20 protein-coding genes and 1 tRNA gene are annotated in these 18,548 nt (G+C 74.1%); 6 read left to right on the top strand and 15 right to left on the bottom strand.

What is annotated here, in order from left to right; translation table 11 throughout:
- Window positions 1–109: 109 nt before the first annotated feature.
- Window positions 110–1,297 carry an aminodeoxychorismate synthase component I gene (locus ACH0BZ_RS02265; protein WP_406896294.1) on the top strand — a complete coding sequence of 396 codons (1,188 nt, stop codon included), beginning with the start codon at window positions 110–112 and terminating at the stop codon, window positions 1,295–1,297.
- 267 nt (window positions 1,298–1,564) lie between these two features.
- Here the strand turns inward: ACH0BZ_RS02265 and rsmI are convergent, their stop codons facing one another.
- Window positions 1,565–2,407 carry a 16S rRNA (cytidine(1402)-2'-O)-methyltransferase gene (gene rsmI / locus ACH0BZ_RS02260; protein WP_406896293.1) on the bottom strand — a complete coding sequence of 281 codons (843 nt, stop codon included), beginning with the start codon at window positions 2,405–2,407 and terminating at the stop codon, window positions 1,565–1,567.
- A gap of 69 nt (window positions 2,408–2,476) precedes the next feature.
- Here rsmI and ACH0BZ_RS02255 point away from each other — a divergent pair, with 69 nt between their 5' ends.
- Window positions 2,477–4,030, top strand: a complete 1,554-nt coding sequence (locus ACH0BZ_RS02255) for a dolichyl-phosphate-mannose--protein mannosyltransferase (protein ID WP_406896291.1) — start codon at window positions 2,477–2,479, stop codon at window positions 4,028–4,030.
- A gap of 23 nt (window positions 4,031–4,053) precedes the next feature.
- On the opposite strand, the gene ACH0BZ_RS02250 is transcribed toward ACH0BZ_RS02255, so the two are convergent.
- The 9 genes from ACH0BZ_RS02250 to ACH0BZ_RS02210 form a co-directional block, all read right to left on the bottom strand.
- A complete protein-coding gene (locus ACH0BZ_RS02250; protein WP_406896290.1) occupies window positions 4,054–4,452 on the bottom strand; it encodes a DoxX family protein in 399 nt (132 codons plus the stop codon).
- Window positions 4,453–4,457: 5 nt separating this feature from the next.
- The gene (locus ACH0BZ_RS02245; protein WP_406896289.1) at window positions 4,458–5,321 is read right to left on the bottom strand and encodes an SDR family oxidoreductase; all 864 of its coding nucleotides are present in this window, start codon (window positions 5,319–5,321) and stop codon (window positions 4,458–4,460) included.
- Window positions 5,322–5,423: 102 nt separating this feature from the next.
- Window positions 5,424–6,635, bottom strand: coding sequence for an NADH:flavin oxidoreductase (locus ACH0BZ_RS02240; protein WP_406896288.1), 1,212 nt, complete (start codon window positions 6,633–6,635; stop codon window positions 5,424–5,426).
- Window positions 6,636–6,751: 116 nt separating this feature from the next.
- Window positions 6,752–7,291, bottom strand: a complete 540-nt coding sequence (locus tag ACH0BZ_RS02235; RefSeq protein WP_406896287.1) for a hypothetical protein — start codon at window positions 7,289–7,291, stop codon at window positions 6,752–6,754.
- Between the two features lie 197 nt (window positions 7,292–7,488).
- A tRNA-Ala gene (locus ACH0BZ_RS02230) sits at window positions 7,489–7,561 on the bottom strand.
- An 88-nt stretch (window positions 7,562–7,649) separates the two neighbouring features.
- On the bottom strand, window positions 7,650–8,786 hold the full coding sequence (gene glpR / locus ACH0BZ_RS02225; protein WP_406896286.1) for a gephyrin-like molybdotransferase receptor GlpR: 1,137 nt from the start codon (window positions 8,784–8,786) through the stop codon (window positions 7,650–7,652).
- Window positions 8,787–8,908: 122 nt separating this feature from the next.
- On the bottom strand, window positions 8,909–9,568 hold the full coding sequence (locus ACH0BZ_RS02220) for a GNAT family N-acetyltransferase (RefSeq protein WP_406896285.1): 660 nt from the start codon (window positions 9,566–9,568) through the stop codon (window positions 8,909–8,911).
- A gap of 5 nt (window positions 9,569–9,573) precedes the next feature.
- Window positions 9,574–10,830, bottom strand: a complete 1,257-nt coding sequence (gene glp / locus ACH0BZ_RS02215) for a gephyrin-like molybdotransferase Glp (protein WP_406896284.1) — start codon at window positions 10,828–10,830, stop codon at window positions 9,574–9,576.
- A 120-nt stretch (window positions 10,831–10,950) separates the two neighbouring features.
- A complete protein-coding gene (locus ACH0BZ_RS02210) occupies window positions 10,951–11,847 on the bottom strand; it encodes a UTP--glucose-1-phosphate uridylyltransferase (protein WP_406896283.1) in 897 nt (298 codons plus the stop codon).
- A gap of 63 nt (window positions 11,848–11,910) precedes the next feature.
- On the opposite strand from ACH0BZ_RS02210, the gene ACH0BZ_RS02205 reads away from it, so the two are divergent.
- From ACH0BZ_RS02205 to mscL, 4 genes are all read left to right on the top strand, one after another.
- A complete protein-coding gene (locus ACH0BZ_RS02205; RefSeq protein ID WP_406896282.1) occupies window positions 11,911–12,495 on the top strand; it encodes a 5-formyltetrahydrofolate cyclo-ligase in 585 nt (194 codons plus the stop codon).
- A 37-nt stretch (window positions 12,496–12,532) separates the two neighbouring features.
- A complete protein-coding gene (locus ACH0BZ_RS02200) occupies window positions 12,533–12,850 on the top strand; it encodes an FmdB family zinc ribbon protein (protein WP_406896281.1) in 318 nt (105 codons plus the stop codon).
- Window positions 12,851–13,009: 159 nt separating this feature from the next.
- Window positions 13,010–13,654, top strand: a complete 645-nt coding sequence (locus ACH0BZ_RS02195; protein ID WP_406896279.1) for an SAF domain-containing protein — start codon at window positions 13,010–13,012, stop codon at window positions 13,652–13,654.
- 116 nt (window positions 13,655–13,770) lie between these two features.
- The gene (gene mscL / locus ACH0BZ_RS02190; RefSeq protein ID WP_406896278.1) at window positions 13,771–14,199 is read left to right on the top strand and encodes a large conductance mechanosensitive channel protein MscL; all 429 of its coding nucleotides are present in this window, start codon (window positions 13,771–13,773) and stop codon (window positions 14,197–14,199) included.
- 69 nt (window positions 14,200–14,268) lie between these two features.
- Here mscL and ACH0BZ_RS02185 read toward each other — a convergent pair whose 3' ends face one another.
- The 5 genes from ACH0BZ_RS02185 to ACH0BZ_RS02165 form a co-directional block, all read right to left on the bottom strand.
- A complete protein-coding gene (locus ACH0BZ_RS02185) occupies window positions 14,269–14,442 on the bottom strand; it encodes a hypothetical protein (RefSeq protein ID WP_406896277.1) in 174 nt (57 codons plus the stop codon).
- A complete protein-coding gene (locus tag ACH0BZ_RS02180) occupies window positions 14,439–14,900 on the bottom strand; it encodes a molybdenum cofactor biosynthesis protein B (RefSeq protein WP_406896340.1) in 462 nt (153 codons plus the stop codon). The genes ACH0BZ_RS02185 and ACH0BZ_RS02180 overlap by 4 nt, the downstream gene beginning before the upstream one ends.
- 113 nt (window positions 14,901–15,013) lie before the next feature.
- Window positions 15,014–16,336, bottom strand: a complete 1,323-nt coding sequence (locus ACH0BZ_RS02175; protein ID WP_406896276.1) for a S1C family serine protease — start codon at window positions 16,334–16,336, stop codon at window positions 15,014–15,016.
- Between the two features lie 74 nt (window positions 16,337–16,410).
- The gene (locus ACH0BZ_RS02170; RefSeq protein ID WP_406896275.1) at window positions 16,411–17,802 is read right to left on the bottom strand and encodes an ATP-binding protein; all 1,392 of its coding nucleotides are present in this window, start codon (window positions 17,800–17,802) and stop codon (window positions 16,411–16,413) included.
- Entirely contained in the window at window positions 17,802–18,485 is a 684-nt protein-coding gene (locus tag ACH0BZ_RS02165; protein WP_406896274.1) for a response regulator transcription factor, read from the bottom strand. The genes ACH0BZ_RS02170 and ACH0BZ_RS02165 overlap by 1 nt, the downstream gene beginning before the upstream one ends.
- Between the last annotated feature and the right edge of the window lie 63 nt (window positions 18,486–18,548).

The raw sequence follows: 18,548 nt of genomic DNA, 5'->3' as shown, positions 1-18,548 counted from the left end.
CCGGTTGCAAGCGCAGCGCCCCTTGTCCACGGTGGTCGGGGCGATTGTCGGGGCAGGGGTCGAGCGGTCGCGGGGCGGGCGGGAGCGGCGGGGATGACACGATGCACGGGTGCTCCTCGACACCCCGACCGCCGCGGTCCTGCTGCACGCCCTCCACGCGCGGGCGCGGGCCCTGGGCGTGCCGCCCCCGGCGGCGTTCCTCGGCGACTGGCGGGGCTCGGCGGCGGTGATCGTGCCGTCGGTGGCCCTGCGGCCCGCCCCGCCGGCGCGGGTCTTCTCCGGCGGCGCGGGCCTCGTCGTCGTCGGCTTCCGGTCCTTTCCCGACGTCGTGGCCGGCGACCCGCCGCTCCTGCCCACCGCGGTGCGCGGGGAGGCGACCGGCCTTCTCACCCTGGGGCGCGACGGGGCGTGGCGCGCGTGGGGCGACGCCCCGGACCCTGCGGCGGTGGTGCGGGAGTACGGCGGGGGATCCGGTGACGACGACGAGGCCGCTCCCCCGCCCCGGTGGGCCGCCCCGGACCGGGACGCCCACCGCGCCGCCGTGGTGGACTGCCTCGAGGCGATCCGCGCCGGCGAGGTGTACCAGGCCTGCCTCAGCACGCGGCTCGACGGCAGGCTGCGGGCCGACGCGCTCGCAACGTTCCTGTCCCTGGCCCGCCGCGCCCCGGCCGCCCGGTCGGCGTACCTCGAGGGGCCGTGGGGCGCGGTGCTGGCGTTCTCGCCGGAGGAGTACCTCGTCCGCGCCGGCGACCGGGTCCGGACGAGCCCCATCAAGGGGACGCTGCCCGCGCACCGCGACCCGGCCGAGCTGCTCGCCTCCGGCAAGGACGTGGCGGAGAACATCATGATCGTGGACCTGGCCCGCAACGACCTGGGCCGCGTCGCCGAGGTGGGGTCGGTGACGGTGACCGACCTGCTCGCCGTGCGCCCCGCCCCGGGCGTGCACCACCTGGTCTCGACCGTCGAGGCCCGCACCGCGGTGGACCACGACGCGCTCGTCTCCGCCACCTTCCCACCGGCGTCGGTGACCGGCACCCCCAAGGAGCGGGCGCGCGAGCTCATCGCCGGCTGGGAGCCGCGGTCGCGCGGCCTGCACTGCGGGGCATACGGGCTGGCGGTGGGTCCAGATCTCGAGCTGGCGGTGGCCATCCGGACCCTCGAGGCCGCGCCCGACGGCCGGGTCGAGCTGGGCGTGGGCGGCGGCATCACCATCGACTCGCGACCCCACGACGAGTGGGACGAATGCCTGCACAAGGCCGCGTTCACCTGGGGCGGCGGGCCGGCGCCCTGGAGCTGAGCGGGCCCGCGCGCTCCTGCCCCGCCCGCTCGTGGCAGCGGCTCCGGCACGCGCCAGGCGACCGGCCGACCCCTTGGCACCTGCTAGAGCAGATGCCCGCGCGTCCCGCCCTCGCCACCCTTGGCGCACGTCGGCACCGGCGCGAGCCGTGGCGGATGTGCATCATCCGTGGCAGATCTCGGAGCAGTGGCGCCCCGCGGACGTGTGGCGGCCTACGGAACCGGGGCGGGCCCCGGCGACCGGCGCACGCCGACCGGCGGCCTCCGGCTAGGCGGGGTCGCGGGCGTCGAGGACGGCCTGGTAGAGCTCGCGCCGGGATACGCCGGTCCCCTCGGAGACGGCCGCGCAGGCCTCCTTGAGCCGCTCGCCCCCGCAGACTCGGTCCTCGACGGCGGCCACGAGGTCCTCGACCGACTCGTCGGCGACGGCCGCCGCACCCTCGAGCACCACGACGATCTCCCCGAGCACGCCGCCCGCGACGCGCTCCGCCAGCTCGGCGAGCGTGCCGCGCAGCACCTCCTCGTAGGTCTTGGTGAGCTCTCGGCAGACCGCGGCCCGCCGGTCCGGGCCCAGGACCTCGACGGCCTCCGCCAGCGTCTCGGCCAGACGGTGCGGGGACTCGAAGAACACGCACGTGCGCTCCTCGGTCGCCAGTCGGGCGAGCCACGTGCGGCGCCGCCCGGCGCGGCGGGGCGGGAAGCCGTCGAAGCAGAACCGGTCCACCGGCAGGCCCGAGAGCACGAGCGCCGTGGTGACCGCCGACGGCCCCGGCAGGCACGTCACCGGTAGACCGGCCTCGATGCACGCCAGTGTGAGCGAGTAGCCCGGGTCGGAAACCGCCGGCATGCCCGCGTCGGTGACCACGGCCACCACGTCGCCGGCCCGCACGCGGTCGAGCAGCTGCGGCACGCGGCCGGCCTCGTTGTGTTCGTAGAAGCTCATCACGCGGCCGTGCACCGTCACACCCAGTGCCGCGGCCAGAGCGCGGAGATGGCGCGTGTCCTCGGCCGCCACCACGTCCGCGGTCGCCAGGACCTCGCGCAGACGGTCCGAGGCGTCGCCCGGATTACCGATGGGGGTGGCCGCCAGTACGACCCGTCCGGACGTCATGCTGACCAGCCTATCCCCGCCGACGGGCCGCGCCCCGAGGCCGCCCGCGACCCCGCTAGGCTCGTCCGCGTGACCTCGACCCTCGGCGCCCGCGGGCCGCGCACGGACGGGGCGGCAGGCCGTACCGCCGTCCGCTCGCCGGGCCCGCTGCTACCCGACCCGGACACCGGCCCGGTCGACTCGGCCCGGGACTGGATCGCCACCGCCGTGGTGGCCGTCCTCGCCGTCGTCACCCGGTTCTGGGGCCTGACGTCGGCCACCGACAAGGGCACCCCGATCTTCGACGAGAAGCACTACGCGCCGCAGTCGTTCCAGATCGCACGCCTCGGGATCGAGGAGAACCCCGCATACGGGCTCGTGGTGCACCCGCCGGTCGCCAAGCAGATCCAATCGATCGGCGGGATGCTCTTCGGGTACACGCCGCTGGGCTGGCGGCTCACCGCGGCGGCGTGCGGGGTGCTGCTCGTGGTGGCCGTCATGCGCATCACCCGGCGACTCACCCGGTCCACGCCGCTCGGGGTACTCGCCGGGCTTCTGCTGTGCGCCGACGGCGTGACCTTTGTGACCTCCCGTATCGGGATGCTGGACGTCTACCAGGTGCTCTTCGTGACCGCCGCCGCCGGCGCCCTGCTCGTGGACCGCGACCGCATGCGGGCCCGCATGCACGCCGCCGCGGTGGCCGGCCGCGTCCACGCCACCGAACTCGGGCCACGCCTGGGCTTCCGATGGTGGCGGTTCACCGCCGGCATCATGCTGGGGCTCGCGCTGGGGGTCAAGTGGTCCGGCGTGTACTTCATCGCCTTCTTCGGCGTGATGACCGTGGCCATGGACTGGGCCCTGCGCGCCCGCTACGGCGTGCGCCGCCCGCTGGCCGGGGCGCTCGCCCGCGACGCACTCCCGGCGTTCGCGTCCCTGGTCCTGTGGCCCGCCGTCCTGCACCTGCTGGCGTGGCTGCCGTGGTTCGCCACCGAGAACGCCACCTACCGGCACGTCGTGGGCGACAAGGTCGCGGACAACTGGCTCCCGGACGCCCTCCAGTCCTGGCTGTACTACCAGTCGTCGGTCATGGGGTTCCACTCCTCGCTCACCAACACGGCCGGCAACCACCACCCGTGGGAGTCCAAGCCGTGGACCTGGCCGATGGGCCTGCGCCCGATGCTGTACTTCATCGAACAGGGCGAGGAGGTCACCGGCTGCGGGCAGGAGACGTGCGTCCGCGCGATCATGCTCCTGGGCACGCCCGCGATCTGGTGGACGGCCCTGCCCGTGCTCGGCTGGGCGCTGTGGCGGGCCGTCCTGTGCCGCGACGGCCGCTACGCGTTCGCCCTGGTGGGCTATTCCGCCGGGTTCCTGCCGTGGTTCTTCCAGCACGACCGGCAGATGTACTTCTTCTACGCCGCTGTGATGGTGCCGTTCTTCGTCATGCTGCTCGTGCTGACCCTCGGCGAGATCGCCGGCCGCGCCACCGACCCTCCCGCGCGCAGACAGGTGGGGCTGGCGCTGGTGAGCGTCTACGTGGCGGTCGTCCTGGCCAACTTCGTGTACATGCTGCCCGTGGTCACCGGTATGCCCATCACCCAGGCGCAGTGGTACCACCAGCTCTGGCTGCCGTCCTGGAAGTAGGCCGGGCCGACAGGCGGGCGCGACTAGCCGCCGAGCACGCGGTCGATGCTGAACCGCCCGGCGCCGACACCCGCGACGAGCAGCGCCCCCACCCCGAGCGCCACGACGAGTTCCCACCCGTTCTGGGTGACGAACGGCCCGTGGGTGGCGTGGACAAAGTAGAAGGCGCCGGCCATGTCCACGCCCAGCAGGACCCCGGCGAGCGGGGTGAGGATACCCGCGATGAGCGCGATGCCGGCGACGAGTTCGACGCCCGCCACCACCGCCGCGGTGACGTGCGGCTGCGGCACCCCGAACCCGGCGAACTGCTGTCCGACGCGGTCCAGGCCGAGCGTGAAGAACTTCTGCCAGCCGTGGGCCACAAAGACGACGCCGATGCCGACCCGGGCCAGGAGGATCGCCGCGTCCTGCAGCGTCTCCACCGCCCTCACGGCAGCATGCCCTTGGCGGCCCGGTTGATCTTGCGCTGCAGGAACCGCATGGCCAACCCGTACAGCGGCGGCGCCACGCGCTGCGCGGCGTAGGCCAGCCGGATGTCGGGCGAGGTGTAGACCATGTAGCGGCCGCGCCGCACGCCCTCGAGGATGCTCGTCGCCGCCTGGTCGGGGGTCACCGAGTGCTTCTGGAACTCGGCGGCGGTCCGGGCCACCTCGGGGTCGGAGCGGTCCACGCCGGCGATCTCGACGGTCTGCACGAGCGGGGTATTGACGGCGCCGGGGCACACCAGGTGCACGCTGATGTCGTATTCCTCCAGGTCGAAGCGCAGCACCTCGGCGATGCCGCGGATACCGAACTTGGCAGCGCTGTACGCGGCGTGCCACGGCAGACCGAGCAGCCCGGCCGCCGAGGAGACCATGGCGAGCGCCGCGGGGCGTCGCGCCGCCATCATCGCCGGGACGAACGCCTCGATCACGTGGATCGTGCCCATGAGGTTGACCTCGACCATCGACCGCCAGACCCGGTGTTCGATCAGGTCTGGGCGGCCCCACGCCGAGTTCCCGGCCACGTGGAGGATCGCCTCGGGGGCGCCGTGCGCCTGCACCACGCGCTCGCCCCAGGCGGTGACGGCCTCGTGGTCGGTGATGTCCAGGGCGTCCGAGGCGAGGACGTCCGCTCCGACCGCCCGGCACGCCGCCGTGGCGGACTCCAGGCCCGGGGCGTCCCGGTCGGTGAGCACCAGGCGCGCGCCCTCACCGGCGAGCTGTATCGCCACCGATCGCCCGATGCCGCTGGCGGCCCCGGTCACGACGCAGGTGCGCCCCCGGAAGTCCTTGATCCGTGCCCTGCTCATGGCGCCTCGCTCTCCGCCGCGCCCGGCGCGCAGCCGTCGCCGCCCACGATAACGGTTCCGCGCGCCACGCCCCGACCGGCTGCCGTGTCGGAAGGCCGGCAATCAGACGCGCGCCGGGACCGGGGGCACGTAGTCGCGCAGGACGCAGCGGCTGCCGCTGTAGATGGTCGCCATGCAGCGGTTGCAGTGGGTGCACAGCGAGCGACGGCGGTCGTCGGCCTGCAGCTTGAGCGGCAGGTCCGGCTCGCGGAGCAGCGCGCGGCCCATGGCCACGAAGTCGAAGCCGGAGCCCATGGCCTTGTCGATCGACGGCCGGTCCACGATGCCGCCGAGCAGCATCATGGGCAGGTCCACGGCCTCGCGGATCTGCCGGGCGTCGTCGAACATGTACGCGTCGGAGTACGGGTACTCCTTGAACATCTTCGGCCCGACGATCTTCATGCCCAGCTTGATGGGGGCCGGCTGCGTGGCCGCGAACTCGGCGAGCGGCGCGTCGCCCTTGAACAGGTAGATGGGGTTGAGCAGCGAGCTGCCGACGGTCATGACGAGCGCGTCGGCCGAGCCGTCCTGCTCGAGCCACCTGGCCACCTGCACGGCCTCGTCCACCCAGAAGCCGCCGGGCACGCCGTCGTCCATGTTGAGTTTGATGGTCACCGCGATCCTGTCGCCCATCTCGTCGCGGATCGCGCGGCCGATGCGGCGGGCGAAGCGGGCACGGTTCTCCAGCGAGCCGCCGTAGGCGTCCTTACGCCGGTTGAGCTTGGGGCTGAGGAACTCGCTGACCAGGTAGTTGTGGCCGAAATGCACCTCGATGGCGTCGAACCCGGCCTCGTACGCACCGCGGGCGGCCCGGACGTGGTCGGCGATGATCCGGTCGATGTCGGCCTCGGTGCACGCCTTGGTGATGGCCATGCCCGTGGGGGCGGGGATCCGAGACGGCCCCATGGCAGACATCTTGTTGGAGGCCGCGTTGGCCACCGCGCCGGCATGGCCCACCTGGGCGGCGACGGCCGCGCCCTCGGCGTGAACCGCGTCGGTGAGCTTGCGCAGCATGCCGCCGTCGTCCATGCCCCAGTGGTACTGGTGGCGGTCCGTGCGCCCCTCGGGAGAGGTGGCGAGGTACGCGACGGTGGTCATGCCGACGCCGCCCCGGGCGTACTCCGCGTGGAACTCGATGAGTTCGTCGGTGATCCGGCCGCCCGGGCACCGGCCCTCGAAGGTGGCGGCCTTGACGATGCGGTTCCGCAGCGTGACGGTGCCAAGCTTGCCGGGGCTGAAGACGTCGGGGACGGGGGTTCCGGGCGCAGGGAGCATGACAGAACTGTAACGCGTTACAGCGCCGGTTTCGCGAGCTCGGCCCCACTCATGCGCACTCAGTGCAAAAAGGCGCCCCCGGGTGCCGGCCCGGGGACGCCCTGTGCGTGTGCGGATCAGTTGCCGGCGGGCAGGACGCCCTCCGGGACCACGCCCTCGGGGAGCAGGTCGAGCATGCCCTCGGTGGTGAGCGAGCTGGTGTCGATGCCGGCGGCGGCCATCGCCTCACCCGCCTGGACGCCGAGTGAGTCGGACGGCGCGTACTCGGTCGGGTCGATGCCGGCGCCGGCGAGCGCGCCCTCGATCGGCTCGGCGGCCGACTCGGTGGGGACGACCTGCTGCAGCGCGCTGCCCACGTACGGCACTCCGCCGAGGAGCTTCGAGATCGAGCCGTTGACGTCGCCGAGGAAGAACATGTCCAGCGACTCACCCGCGGCCGGGAGGACCTTGCAGGCCATGTCGATCGGCAGGCCGACGCCCGCGAGGTTGGCCACGCTGCCCACGTTGCACACCGCGTTGGCGGTGGAGCCGACCGGGCCCGTGGCGAACCCCGGCAGCGAACCGGTCACGGAACCGAGCTGAGCGTTGGCCGTGCCCGCCCCGGCGAGGAGGGCGGCGGCAGCGAGACCACAGGCGGCGACGAGGCGTGAGGACATGGACTTCTCCCGGGAAATCGTGGGGGCGGTGTGCACTCCTGGACAGGAGATCAACGAATCTTCTCACGACGGTGTACGCCATGGGGAACCCACGATGAATTCTCGGAGCACAGGGGGTGACGCGTCCACGGGGACGGGCACAGGGAAGGGGCCGTTCCCGGCGTCCCGGAAACGGCCCCTGCGCTGCATTTTCTCTGTGGAGCTAAGGGGAATCGAACCCCTGACCTTCTCGATGCGAACGAGACGCGCTACCAACTGCGCTATAGCCCCTCGCCACCCCTGAGGGAAGCGAAGCCACCCTCGCGGGCAGCGTGGAACACCTTACCAGGACGGTGCGGCGCGCCACCAAACCGGGCCGTCAGCCGACCGCGCGCCGCAGCGGCTCGCGGTGCTCCGGGCGCCGCGGCGCCCGGCGGTCGTGACGGCCGGGGTCGGTGTCCAGCTCGTCGTGGTGAAGTTCGAGCACGTCGAAGGCGGGGTCCTCGTCGTCCACCTCGAGCACCACGGCGCCGGGGCGGCGCAGGCGGGGCGGGACGACCGACAGCTCGGCGTCCTCGCGCGACTCCACGCCCAGGCGGGCGCGGCGCATGCGTTCGACACGGCGGCGGCGCAAGCTCTCCTCGAGCCGCACCTGGCGCCGCAGGTAGGCGAGGTAGGCGGCGAGCAGGACGGCGGCGCCGCCGGCGACCCACCAGCCGCCGGGCAGGCCCAGGAGGGCTGCCACCACGGAGACGGCGGCCACGGCCGCCAGGATGAGCGCGGTCCGCTGGCGGGCGTGGGCCCGCTGTTCGGCGGCCTCACGGTCGGCCATCGGGTCGTAGGCGCCGCGGCCCCGGCGGCGCTCGGCGAAGTCGATGTCGGCATCGGTGAGCTCCACCTCGGGCTCGTGGTGCCGGCGACGCCCGCGGTGCAGGAGCGCGGCCTCCTCGTCGATGCCCGCGGCGTCCTCCGAGTGGTCGACCGGCTCGGCCTCGCGCTCCACGGCGGGGCGCTCGACGAGCTCGCCGTCGACGACGTAGGGCGCGCGCACCTCCTCGACGCGGTCGTCGTGGTCGATGACGGCGCCGGCCACGCCGGCCCCGTCTCCCACGGTCGGGATCTCGGTGGTGATCTCCTCGTCGGCCTCGCGCGCGGGGACGGCCCGGCGCTCCTCCATGGCCCGGCGGGCGGCCTCGCCGCGCCGGCCCGCCGCCTCGCGGCGCAGCGTCCGCTCGAGCTGGTCGGCCCAGGTCTCCACGTCGAGCAGCTCGGCGTCGGTGGCGCCGTCACCGGAGGGCAGCCCGAAGAGCGCCTCGTCGGTCTCGGCCTGGACCGGGTCGGGCGCAGCCCGGCCGCGGGACGGCACCAGGCGACTCGACCCGCCCGCGTACAGGGTCCGGGTCTCGGCGAGCGCGTCGCCCGTCCGCCGGATGGGGTTGCGCGACCGGATGAGCATGGGCGCGAGGACGAACAGCCAGACCACCACCAGCAGGATGATCAGCAGCGAGCTCGACATCGATCAGGCCTCCTCGAGCATCTCCGGGCGCCTCGGAACCGTCCCGGTCAGGCCCCAACCGTAACGGCGGCCCTCCCCCACCCTGTGGCGGCGCGCCGCAGGCCGAAAGGCTCAGGAACTCTTCAGACGCGCTCGGCGAACCCCGAGGCCACGAGGGCGGCCACGGCCCCCCGGCCGTGTTCCTCGCGGGTGCGCGCCACGAGCAGGTGGTCGCGCCACGCGCCGTCCACGTGGAGGTAGCGGCGCAGGAGCCCCTCCTCGCGGAACCCGCAGCGGTCGAGCACCACCCGGCTCGCCGCGTTCTCGGGCCGCACCGTGGCGTCCACGCGGTGAAGCCGGACCGGCCCCAGGGCGTGGTCCAGGCCGAGCGCGACGGCGGCGGTGGCCACGCCACCGCCGGTGAAGCGGCTGCCCACCCAGTAGCCGATCCACCCCGAGCACAGCGCCCCGCGCGAGATCCCGCCGAGGGTGAGCTGGCCGCAGTACTCGCCGTCGAGCTCGATCACCGCGGGCAGCGACACCCCGGCGCGGATCGCCCGGCGGTGCGAGCCGTGGACCGCCGCCCAGGCGGCGCGGGAGTTGGTGCGCCGCCAGCTGCCCTCCGTCGTCGGCTCCCAGGGCTCGAGGTGGGACCGGTCCGCCATGCGCATCGCGGACCACGCGCGGCCGTCCCGGCGCCGCACCGGGCGGAGAGTGACGACCCCGGCGCGGACCCGCAGCGGGCCGGCGTGGAGCGGCCAGCCCGGCCGCCCGCCGGGGTCGGGGTCGAGGAGGTCCCACATCGCCGTCAGCCGCGCTGGGCGAGGAACATCACCTCGACCTCGTCGCCGGCCCGGATGGAGGTGACGTCCGGGTCGACGACGACGAGGCAGTTCGCCTCCGCGAGCGAGGCGAGCAGATGCGTGGACGAGCCCTGCGCGCCTCCGAGGGCGCGGACCAGGTACTCGCCGGTGTCCGAGTCCCGCATGAGCTGTCCACGCAGGTAGCCGCGGCGGCCGTCGACCGAGGAGATCGGCGCGACCGTCCGGGCGCGGACGGTGCGGCGCATGGGCTGGCGCTTGCCCAGGGCGATCCGGATGAGCGGCCGCACCATGATCTCGAACACCACGAGCGCACTCACCGGGTTGGACGGCAGCAGGAAGGTGGGCACCTCGTCGCGGCCGAGGCGGCCGAAACCCTGGACGGAGCCGGGGTGCATGGCCACGCGGCCCACCTCGATCTGACCGAGCTCCTCCATGACCTCGCGGATGCGGGTGGTGGCCTCGCCGCCGGCGGCGCCGGAGACCACCACGATCTCGCTGCGGACGAGCTGGCCCTCGAGCACCTCGCGCAGGCGCGACGGCTCGGTGCTGGCGATGCCCACGCGGTGCACGTCGGCGCCCGCGTCGCGGCCGGCGGCGGTGAGGGCGTACGAGTTGACGTCGTAGACCTGGCCGGTGTCGGGGTGGCCGTCCAGGTCCACGAGCTCGTCGCCCACCGAGATGATCGACATCCGCGGCTTGGGGTGCACGAGCACCTTGGCCCGCCCCACCGAGGCGAGCAGCCCCACCTGCGCGGGGCCGATGATGCTGCCGGCGCGCACGGCCACGTCGCCGGGCTGGACGTCGTCGCCGACCCGCCGCACGTAGTCGCCGGTGCGGACCCCGCGGGTCGGGGTGATGCGCTGGCCGCCCACGGTCGCCCAGCCCACCGGGAGCACGGCGTCGGCGAGCGTGGGCAGGGGCGCGCCGGTGTCGACGCGGACGCACTGGCCGGGCTGGAGGCGGGTGGCCTGTCGGGAGCCGGCGGTGATCTGACCGACCACCGGGAGCGCGGTCGGGGTCGCGGCCCCCTCGTCGTCGTCACCCTCTCCGCCCACCCGGACGTCGACGGCCCGCACCGCGTAGCCGTCGATCGCGGCCTGGTCGAAGGACGGCAGCGGGCGCTCGGCCACGACCTCCTCGGCGCAGAGCAGGCCCTGGGCCTCGGAGATGGCCACCCGCACGGGCCGCGGCGCGACCGCGGCCGCGGTCACCAGGGCGAGTTGTTCCTCGACGGTGCGCATCCGGCGCCCCCTTCCCGCGACTTCCACGTACGCCGCCCGAGCCGATCGGTCCGACCGGCGGACCCTAGGTGACGAGGGTAGCGGCCGGACGGGCGCGGACCGCGGCGGCGCGGCCGGGTGTCAGGACCCGAGTCGGTCGGACAGCCACCCGCGCAGCTCGTCGGCGTACGCCGGGTTGTCCAGCGCGAAGTCCACGCACGCCTTGATGTAGCCGCCCGGGTTGCCGAGGTCGTGCCGCGTGCCGCGGTGCACCACCACGTGGACGGGGTGCCCCTCGTCGATGAGCAGGTCGATGGCGTCGGTGAGCTGCAGCTCGCCGCCCGCGCCGGGCTCGATGCGGCGCAGCGCGTCGAAGATCGCGCGGTCGAGGACGTAGCGGCCGGCGGCGGCGAGGTGGGACGGCGCGTCCCCGGGGGCCGGCTTCTCCACCATGCCCACGACCTTCTTGACGTCCGGGTCGTCGGTGTCCTCCACCTCGAACACGCCGTAGGACGACACGTCCTCCGGGTCCACCTCGAAGGCGCACAGGACGCTGCCGCCCCGCTCGGCGCGGACGGCGGACATGCGGCCGAGGATCCCGAAGGGCAGGACGAGGTCGTCCGGGAGGAGGACGGCGACGGCCTTCTCCTCCGCCCCGAGGACCGACTCGACCTGCGCCACCGCGTGCCCCAGGCCCAGCGGCTCGTCCTGGCGGACGTCCTCGACCTCGATGAGGCCGGGCGCACGCTGCACCTTGTGGAGCAGGACGTCCTTTCCGCGGTCCTCCAGCGTCCCCTCGAGGACCGTGTCCTCGGAGAAGTGCGCCATCACGCCGACCTTGCGCTCGGAGGTGATGATCGCCAGCCGCGCGGCGCCGGCCTCCGTGGCCTCCTCCGCGATGAGCTCGATCCCCGGCGTGTCCACCACCGGCAGGAGCTCCTTGGGCACCGTCTTGGTGGCGGGCAGGAACCGGGTCCCGAGGCCGGCCGCCGGGACGATGGCGGTCCGGAACTGGGAGTCAGGCGTGGTGGACGTCATACCCCCACCATAGTCTCCGGGGCCGGTCCTCCGTGGCGCCACGGCCCGGGCCACACTGGTGTGATGGAACCCACCAAACCCGAGGTGCGCCGGGCGGTGCTGGCCCGCCGATCGGCGGTGCCCGCGGTCGAGCGGGCGGCCCGCGACCGCGCGGTGCGCGTCCTGCTCGGCGGGGTGATCCGGCCCGGATCCCTGGTGTGCGCGTACGTGCCCGACGGCGGGGAGGCCGGCGGCCCGGACCTGCCGCAGGCGCTCGCGGACCTCGGGGCGCGCGTGCTGCTGCCCGTCTCCCCCGCCGTGGGCCCCCTGGGCTGGGCGCCGTTCGCCGGGCTCGGTGACCTGCGCCCCGGCCGCTTCGGGATCCCCGTGCCGTCGGCGCCCGCGGAGGGGCCGGAGCGGATCGCCGACGCCGACCTGGTCCTGGTGCCATCCGTGGCCGTCGACCGCGCGGGCCGGCGGCTCGGCCGCGGCGGCGGCTACTACGACCGCACGCTGGCGCTCGCCGGCCCGGGCGCGCACCTACTCGCCGTGCTCGACCCCGAGGACGTGCTCGAGCACGTCCCCGCCGAGCCGCACGACCGGCCGGTCCACGGGGTGCTCACCCCGAACGGCCTGCTCGACTTCGGAACCTGGCACTCGCCAGAGTAGAGTGCCAGCCAGAGTCCGTTCTTCCCCCGGAGGCCCGATGCCCACCTACTCTTACCGGTGCCGCGACTGCGACGTCGCCTTTGACATCCAACAGTCCTTCGACGAGGACTCGCTCACCGAGTGCCCACAGTGCCGCGGCGCGCTGCGCAAGCTCTTCAACACCGTCGGCGTCGTGTTCAAGGGCTCGGGTTTCTACCGCACGGACAGCCGCGGCTCGGACTCGTCCTCCTCGGGCGACTCGTCCTCCTCGGGCGACTCGTCCTCCTCCGGTTCGGGCGGGTCGGGCTCGGGCTCGTCGTCCCCCGCCCCGGCGGCGTCGGGCTCGTCGTCGGGCGCCTCCCCCTCCGCCTCCTAAGCCAGGTCACGCCCTCCTCCCGACGTTCTCCACAGGGACCGGAGGCCTCCACAGGCTCGCGCCCCGGGGGCCGCATCGGGGCGGTTCGGCCTCGCACCCCGGCTAGCGTCACCCCCGGATCGGCACGGCGAGGGTGCCGACGCCGGGGAGGGGTCGGGTATGGGCACACGCATCAGCGCCGCCGCGGCGCGGCGCGGCCGGCGTGGGCGGCGGACGGCCCGGCTCGCGCTGGCGTCGGCCCTGGTGGTCGCTGCTCCGCTCGTCGGCGGCGGCGTCGGCGGGGGTGTGCGCGGAGGTGCGACGACGACGGAGCTGCCCGCGATCGCCCGGGACCTTCCCGCGGGCCACGTCCTCACCCCCGGCGACCTCACCACGGTCGCCCAGCCCGCGTCCGCACTCCCCGACGGCGCCGTCACCGCCGCCGAGCCGCTCGTCGGCGCGCGGCTGGCCCGGGCGGTGCGGCGGGGCGAGGTACTCACCGACGTCGGCCTGACCGGCGAGGGCGGTGACGGACGTCCCCCGGGCCCGCGCCGGGTCGTGCCCGTCCCACTCGCCGACCCGGCCGTGGCCGACCTACTCCACGCCGGGGACCTCGTCGACCTCGTCGCCGCCCACGACCCGGCCACCCCGGACGAGGGAAGCGCCGGCCCCCACACCGTCGCCCGGGCCGCGCTGGTGCGCGAGGTCCCACCCGCGCGTCCCGGCGGGCACCGTTCCGTGTTGGTCGAGGTCCCGGAGGCCGAGGCCGCGCACCTGGCCGCCACCGCCGCCGGGGCGCCGCTCGCGGTGCTCGTCCACGGGTGACGGGCGCCGCTCACGGGCTACGGATCCGTTGACAGACCCTGGTAGTGTGTCTCGCGCTCACGGCATCGGTCGTGGTCGGACGCGCTCCGATACCCCCTCTCGGAAGGATGGAACGAATGCTCAAGGGCTTCAAGGACTTCATCATGCAAGGCAACGTGATCGACCTCGCGGTCGCCGTCGTCATCGGCGCGGCATTCACCGCCATCGTCGACGCGTTCACCACCGCGATCATCAACCCGATCATCGCGCTGCTCGGCGGCGACAAGGAGATCGGCTTCGCTGTCCAGATCCTCCCGAACAACCCGGCCACCGTCATGGACTTCGGCCTGCTCATCTCGGCGATCATCAACTTCCTCATGATCGCGGCCATCATCTACTTCGTGCTGGTCGGCCCGATGAACAAGATGAAGGAGGCCGCCGCCAAGCGCAAGGGCATCGAGGCCCCCGCCTCGGACAACGATCTCCTCGTGGAGATCCGCGACCTGCTCGCCGGCCGCCCGCTCACGCACCCGGCCGACCCGAACAGCCCGTCCAGCAACTCCTGACGCGCCCGTCGGTTCCGGCGCGACGAGGGCCCCGCCGGTCGGCGGGGCCCTCGTTGTGTCGGTGGCGGGTCAGTCGTGGTGGGGCGGGCGCTGCTCGCGCCACCAGTCGTCGCCGATCCGGCCGTCGCTCCCCCGCTCGTCCGAGGTGGTCTCGGGCAGGGTCTCGCCGAACACCGCGTCCAGACGCGCCAGGTCGGCTGCGCGGCGGCGCGCGTCCGGTTCCGGCGCGGCGGGGTCGGTCACAGCTCGTCGAGGGCCGAGAGCTGCGCCACCACGTAGGACACGAGCGGGCACAGCGTGGCCATGCCGTCGCGGATCGCGGCGCGGCTCGGCGCCAGGTTGGCCACCACCGTGCTGCCCGAGACCCCCACGTGGCCGCGGGAGACGATCGAGTCCACCGCGCCGGCGGTGAGGCCGGACGAGCGCAGCGCCTCGGCGATGCCGGGCAGCCGCTGGTCGAGGATCTCCTCGGTGACCTCGGGGGTCACGTCGCGCGGGCCCACGCCGGTCCCGCCGACGGTCACGACGAGGTCGAAGCCGCCCACGACGGCCGTCTCGAGCGCCTTGCGGACCTCCGCCTCCTCGGCGGCCACGCCCACGACGCCGCCCACGAGGAAGCCCTCCTCCTCCAGCAGCTCGGTGACGAGCGGCCCGATCCTGTCGGGGTGCCCGCCCACACGGTCGTCCACCACCACGACCATGGCCCGGCCGGCGTGCGGGGTCTCCGGGGTCTCCTGCGCGTCCGGGTCGAACCCCGAGTCCGTCGCGGGCAGGCGGCGGCCGCCGGGAAGTGACCTCGGGTCGAATCTGGTGCTCATCTCGCCTCTCCCAGTGCGACGTCGGTGGATGTGGTGTCCGCGCCTTCACGTGCAGCATAGGTGACGGAGACGGAGTCCCCCGGCGCCCTGGACCGGATCGCCGCGACGAGCGCGTCGCCGTCGTCGATCACCCGGTCCCCCACCTTGGTGATCACCGCACCCTCCTCGATCCCGGCCTGCTCAGCCGGGCCGCCGGGCTCCACCGAGCGGACCAGCGCGCCGTAACCCTGCGGGCTGTCCGAGACGGAGACCCCGAGCACCGCCCGCGTGGCGTAGCCCTGCTTGATGAGCTGGTCGGCGATCCGGCCGGCCTGGTCGACGGGGATCGCGAAGCCCAGTCCGATCGAGCCGGAGCCGCCGGTCGAGGCGATGGCCGAGTTGATGCCCACCAGCTCGCCGTTCATGTTGACCAGCGCGCCCCCCGAGTTGCCGGGGTTGACCGCGGCGTCGGTCTGGACCGCGTCGATCACGGTGCTCTGGTCCGACTGCGCGCCACCCGCCCGGACCGGCCGGTCGAGCGCCGACACGATGCCGGTGGTGACGGTGCCCGACAGCCCGAGCGGCGAGCCCACCGCGGCGACCGCCTGGCCCTCGTTGAGCGTGGACGACGTGCCCAGCGTGATGGGGGTGAGCGGCTGGTCGGTCTCGACCTGGATCACGGCGATGTCCGTGGCGGGGTCGCCGCCCACCAACCGGGCCGGGGCCCGCGTGCCGTCGTGGAGCCGCACCGTGATGCCGCCCGACGGCTCCGCCATGCCCACCACGTGGTTGTTGGTGATGATGAGCCCGTCGGCCGAGAGGATGACCCCCGAGCCCTCGCCCCGGGTGTTGGGGCCGACCACGTCCAGCGAGACCACGCTCGGCAGGACCTTGTCCGCCACGGCCTCCAGCGTGCCGTCCGGCACCGTGCCCTCGGGTTGCTCGGCGTTGACCGGCCCGCTCAGCGACGAGCCGGTGGTGCTGGTGCCGCCACCCGCGACCGACGCGCCGATCCACCCGCCGAGTCCGCCCGAGACGAGCATCGCGGCGACGAGTCCGGCGACGAGCGCGCCGCGGCCCCCGCCCCGACGGCGCTCCCCGCCGGGTCCGGGGCCTGCGCCGGGATCGCCCGGGCCTCCGGGGCCGCCGGCCGTCGGCGGCTGGACGTGTCCGAACTGGCCCGGGTGGCCGGGCTGCGGCTGGTGGGCGGGGCCGGGCTGGTGGGCGGGCCCGCCGCCGTACGGTGACGGCGCGGGTCCCTCCCCGCGATAGGGGCCGTAGCCACCCGGGCCGGCCCCCGACCCTGACGCCCACCCGTCGCCGGGACGGGGATCACCCACACCACGACTGTTCTCGTTGACCATGCGCTCCATGTTTCCCGACCCGGCTGTGCGCCCGCTGAGACAGCCCCCGCTCACGATGTGGGACGGCCGCTCCCGGGCAGCGTCACCCGGAACTCGGTGCCCCCGCCGTCGGCGGAGACGATCTCCACCGTCCCGCCGTGCCGCGTGACCACCTGGCGGACGATCGCCAGCCCCAGGCCCGAGCCCGGCATCGCCCGCGCCTCGCTGGAGCGGTAGAAGCGCTCGAAGACCAGTTCGCGGTCCTCCTCCGGGATGCCCGGCCCCTGGTCCGCCACCGTGAGCTCCACGACCGAGTCGGACACCGGCTGCATCCGCACGGTCACCGTCCCGCCGGCGGGGCTCCACTTGGCCGCGTTGTCGCAGATGTTGAGCACGGCGCGCTCGAGCCCGGCCGCGTCGCCGAACGCGAACCAGGGCACCAGGTCCACGTCGAAATCCACGTCGTGCCGGCGCCGACGGACCCGTCCGAGCGCCCGCTCCACCGCCTCGGTCACCCCGACCGGCTCGAGCGTCACCGCCCCCGAGTCCTCCCGCGCCAGCTCGACCAGGTCCCCCACCAGCTGGCTCAGCTCGGAGATCTGCCCCACCACGTCCTCTTCCAGCTCCCGACGGTCGCCGTCCGGGATCGTGGGCGCCCCCGGTCGACTGGCGGCGATGAGCAGTTCGACATTGGTACGCAGGCTCGTCAGCGGGGTCTTGAGCTCGTGACCGGCGTCCGCCACCAGGCGCGACTGCCGGTCCCGGCTCTCGCCCAGGGCGTGGAGCATGTGGTTGAAGCTCGTCGTGAGACGCGCGATCTCGTCGTCGCCCGACACGGGGATGGGGCGCAGATCGTCGGTCCGTGCCACCCGCTCCACCGCGCGGGTCAGGCGCCCCACCGGCGCCAGGCCGGTGCGTCCCACCGCCGTGCCGGCCGCCGCGGCCAGCGCGATGCCGCCGGTGCCGACGAGGGTGAGCACGATCGCCAGCCGGTTGAGCACGGCCCGCGTGCCCCGGAGGTCCTGGGCGAGGATGAGCGTCGAACCGTCCCGCACCCCGACCGCGTAGATCTGCTTGCCGCCGGAGGTCCGCAGGCTCGACTCCGTCTCCCCCCGCACCACCGCGATCTCCGGCGCGCCGATCTGGAACGGTTCACCGGTCGCGGTCCGCACCCCCGACGGGGCGACGATCTGTGCGTCGAGGTCAGGGTTGAACGCCCGCAGGGCGATGAGCGTGCTGCGGGACTGGAGGGCGAACTCCGAGGCGAGCTGGCTGTTGACCAGCTGGCCCGCCTGCCGCTCGAGGCGGTTGTTGACCTCGCTGTACATCGATCCGGACACGACGAAGTACGCCGCGACGGCCATGAGTGCCACCGCGACGCCCACCGAACTCGCCGCCAGCAGGGTGACCCGCTGGCGCAGGCTGATCGGCGAGTTGGGCCTCCGTGCCGGGCGCCCCGACACTAGGGCGACTCGCGCAGCACGTACCCCACTCCCCGCACGGTGTGGATCAAACGGACCTCACCCTCCCCTTCCGTCTTGCGACGCAGGTACCCGATGTACACCTCGAGGGCGTTGCCCGAGGTCGGGAAATCGTACCCCCAGACCTCCTCGAGGATGTGACTGCGCGTGAGGACGCGGCGAGGATGCTGCATGAGCAGCTCGAGCAGGGAGAACTCGGTCCGGGTGAGCTGGATGCGGCGGTCCCCGCGGGTCACCTCGCGGGTGGCCAGGTCCATCGTGAGGTCCTCGAACGTGAGCACCTCGTCGGCGGCGTCCGCCTCCGCGCCGCGGCGGCGCAGCAGCGCCCGCAGGCGCGCCAGCAACTCCTCGAGCGCGAACGGCTTGGGTAGGTAGTCGTCGGCCCCCGCGTCCAGGCCCGCGACCCGCTCCGAGACGGCATCCCGGGCGGTGAGCATGAGGACCGGCAGGTCGTCGCCCCGGCTGCGGAGGATGCGGCACACCTCGAGGCCGTCGCGCCGCGGCATCATCACGTCGAGGATCACCGCGTCCGGCCGGTCGGCGTCGATGAGCTCCACGGCCTCGACGCCGTCGCCCGCCAACTCCACGGCGTAGCCGTTGAAGGTGAGGGATCGGCGCAGCGATTCGCGTACTGCCTGGTCGTCGTCCACCACGAGGATCTTCATGGGACACAGTCTCGCGCACCCGCCTGAACACCGCCTGAGGACGCGGACGGGCGGACGCCGACG

Source organism: Dietzia sp. 179-F 9C3 NHS, from assembly GCF_045369825.1.
Lineage (GTDB): Bacteria > Actinomycetota > Actinomycetes > Mycobacteriales > Mycobacteriaceae > Dietzia.
The sequence above is the reverse complement of the archived record's forward strand: the minus strand, read 5'-3'. Positions and strand labels throughout refer to the sequence as shown.

Excerpts from the sequence above, each read along its gene's own strand:
- rsmI (WP_406896293.1), bottom strand. The coding sequence starts at position 2,407 with ATGACGTCCGGACGGGTCGTACTGGCGGCCACCCCCATCGGTAATCCG.
- ACH0BZ_RS02245 (WP_406896289.1), bottom strand. The coding sequence starts at position 5,321 with ATGAGCAGGGCACGGATCAAGGACTTCCGGGGGCGCACCTGCGTCGTG.
- ACH0BZ_RS02240 (WP_406896288.1), bottom strand. The coding sequence starts at position 6,635 with ATGCTCCCTGCGCCCGGAACCCCCGTCCCCGACGTCTTCAGCCCCGGC.
- ACH0BZ_RS02235 (WP_406896287.1), bottom strand. The coding sequence starts at position 7,291 with ATGTCCTCACGCCTCGTCGCCGCCTGTGGTCTCGCTGCCGCCGCCCTC.
- glpR (WP_406896286.1), bottom strand. The coding sequence starts at position 8,786 with ATGTCGAGCTCGCTGCTGATCATCCTGCTGGTGGTGGTCTGGCTGTTC.
- ACH0BZ_RS02220 (WP_406896285.1), bottom strand. The coding sequence starts at position 9,568 with ATGTGGGACCTCCTCGACCCCGACCCCGGCGGGCGGCCGGGCTGGCCG.
- glp (WP_406896284.1), bottom strand. The coding sequence starts at position 10,830 with ATGCGCACCGTCGAGGAACAACTCGCCCTGGTGACCGCGGCCGCGGTC.
- ACH0BZ_RS02210 (WP_406896283.1), bottom strand. The coding sequence starts at position 11,847 with ATGACGTCCACCACGCCTGACTCCCAGTTCCGGACCGCCATCGTCCCG.
- ACH0BZ_RS02205 (WP_406896282.1), top strand. The coding sequence starts at position 11,911 with ATGGAACCCACCAAACCCGAGGTGCGCCGGGCGGTGCTGGCCCGCCGA.
- ACH0BZ_RS02200 (WP_406896281.1), top strand. The coding sequence starts at position 12,533 with ATGCCCACCTACTCTTACCGGTGCCGCGACTGCGACGTCGCCTTTGAC.
- ACH0BZ_RS02195 (WP_406896279.1), top strand. The coding sequence starts at position 13,010 with ATGGGCACACGCATCAGCGCCGCCGCGGCGCGGCGCGGCCGGCGTGGG.
- mscL (WP_406896278.1), top strand. The coding sequence starts at position 13,771 with ATGCTCAAGGGCTTCAAGGACTTCATCATGCAAGGCAACGTGATCGAC.
- ACH0BZ_RS02180 (WP_406896340.1), bottom strand. The coding sequence starts at position 14,900 with ATGGTCGTGGTGGTGGACGACCGTGTGGGCGGGCACCCCGACAGGATC.
- ACH0BZ_RS02165 (WP_406896274.1), bottom strand. The coding sequence starts at position 18,485 with ATGAAGATCCTCGTGGTGGACGACGACCAGGCAGTACGCGAATCGCTG.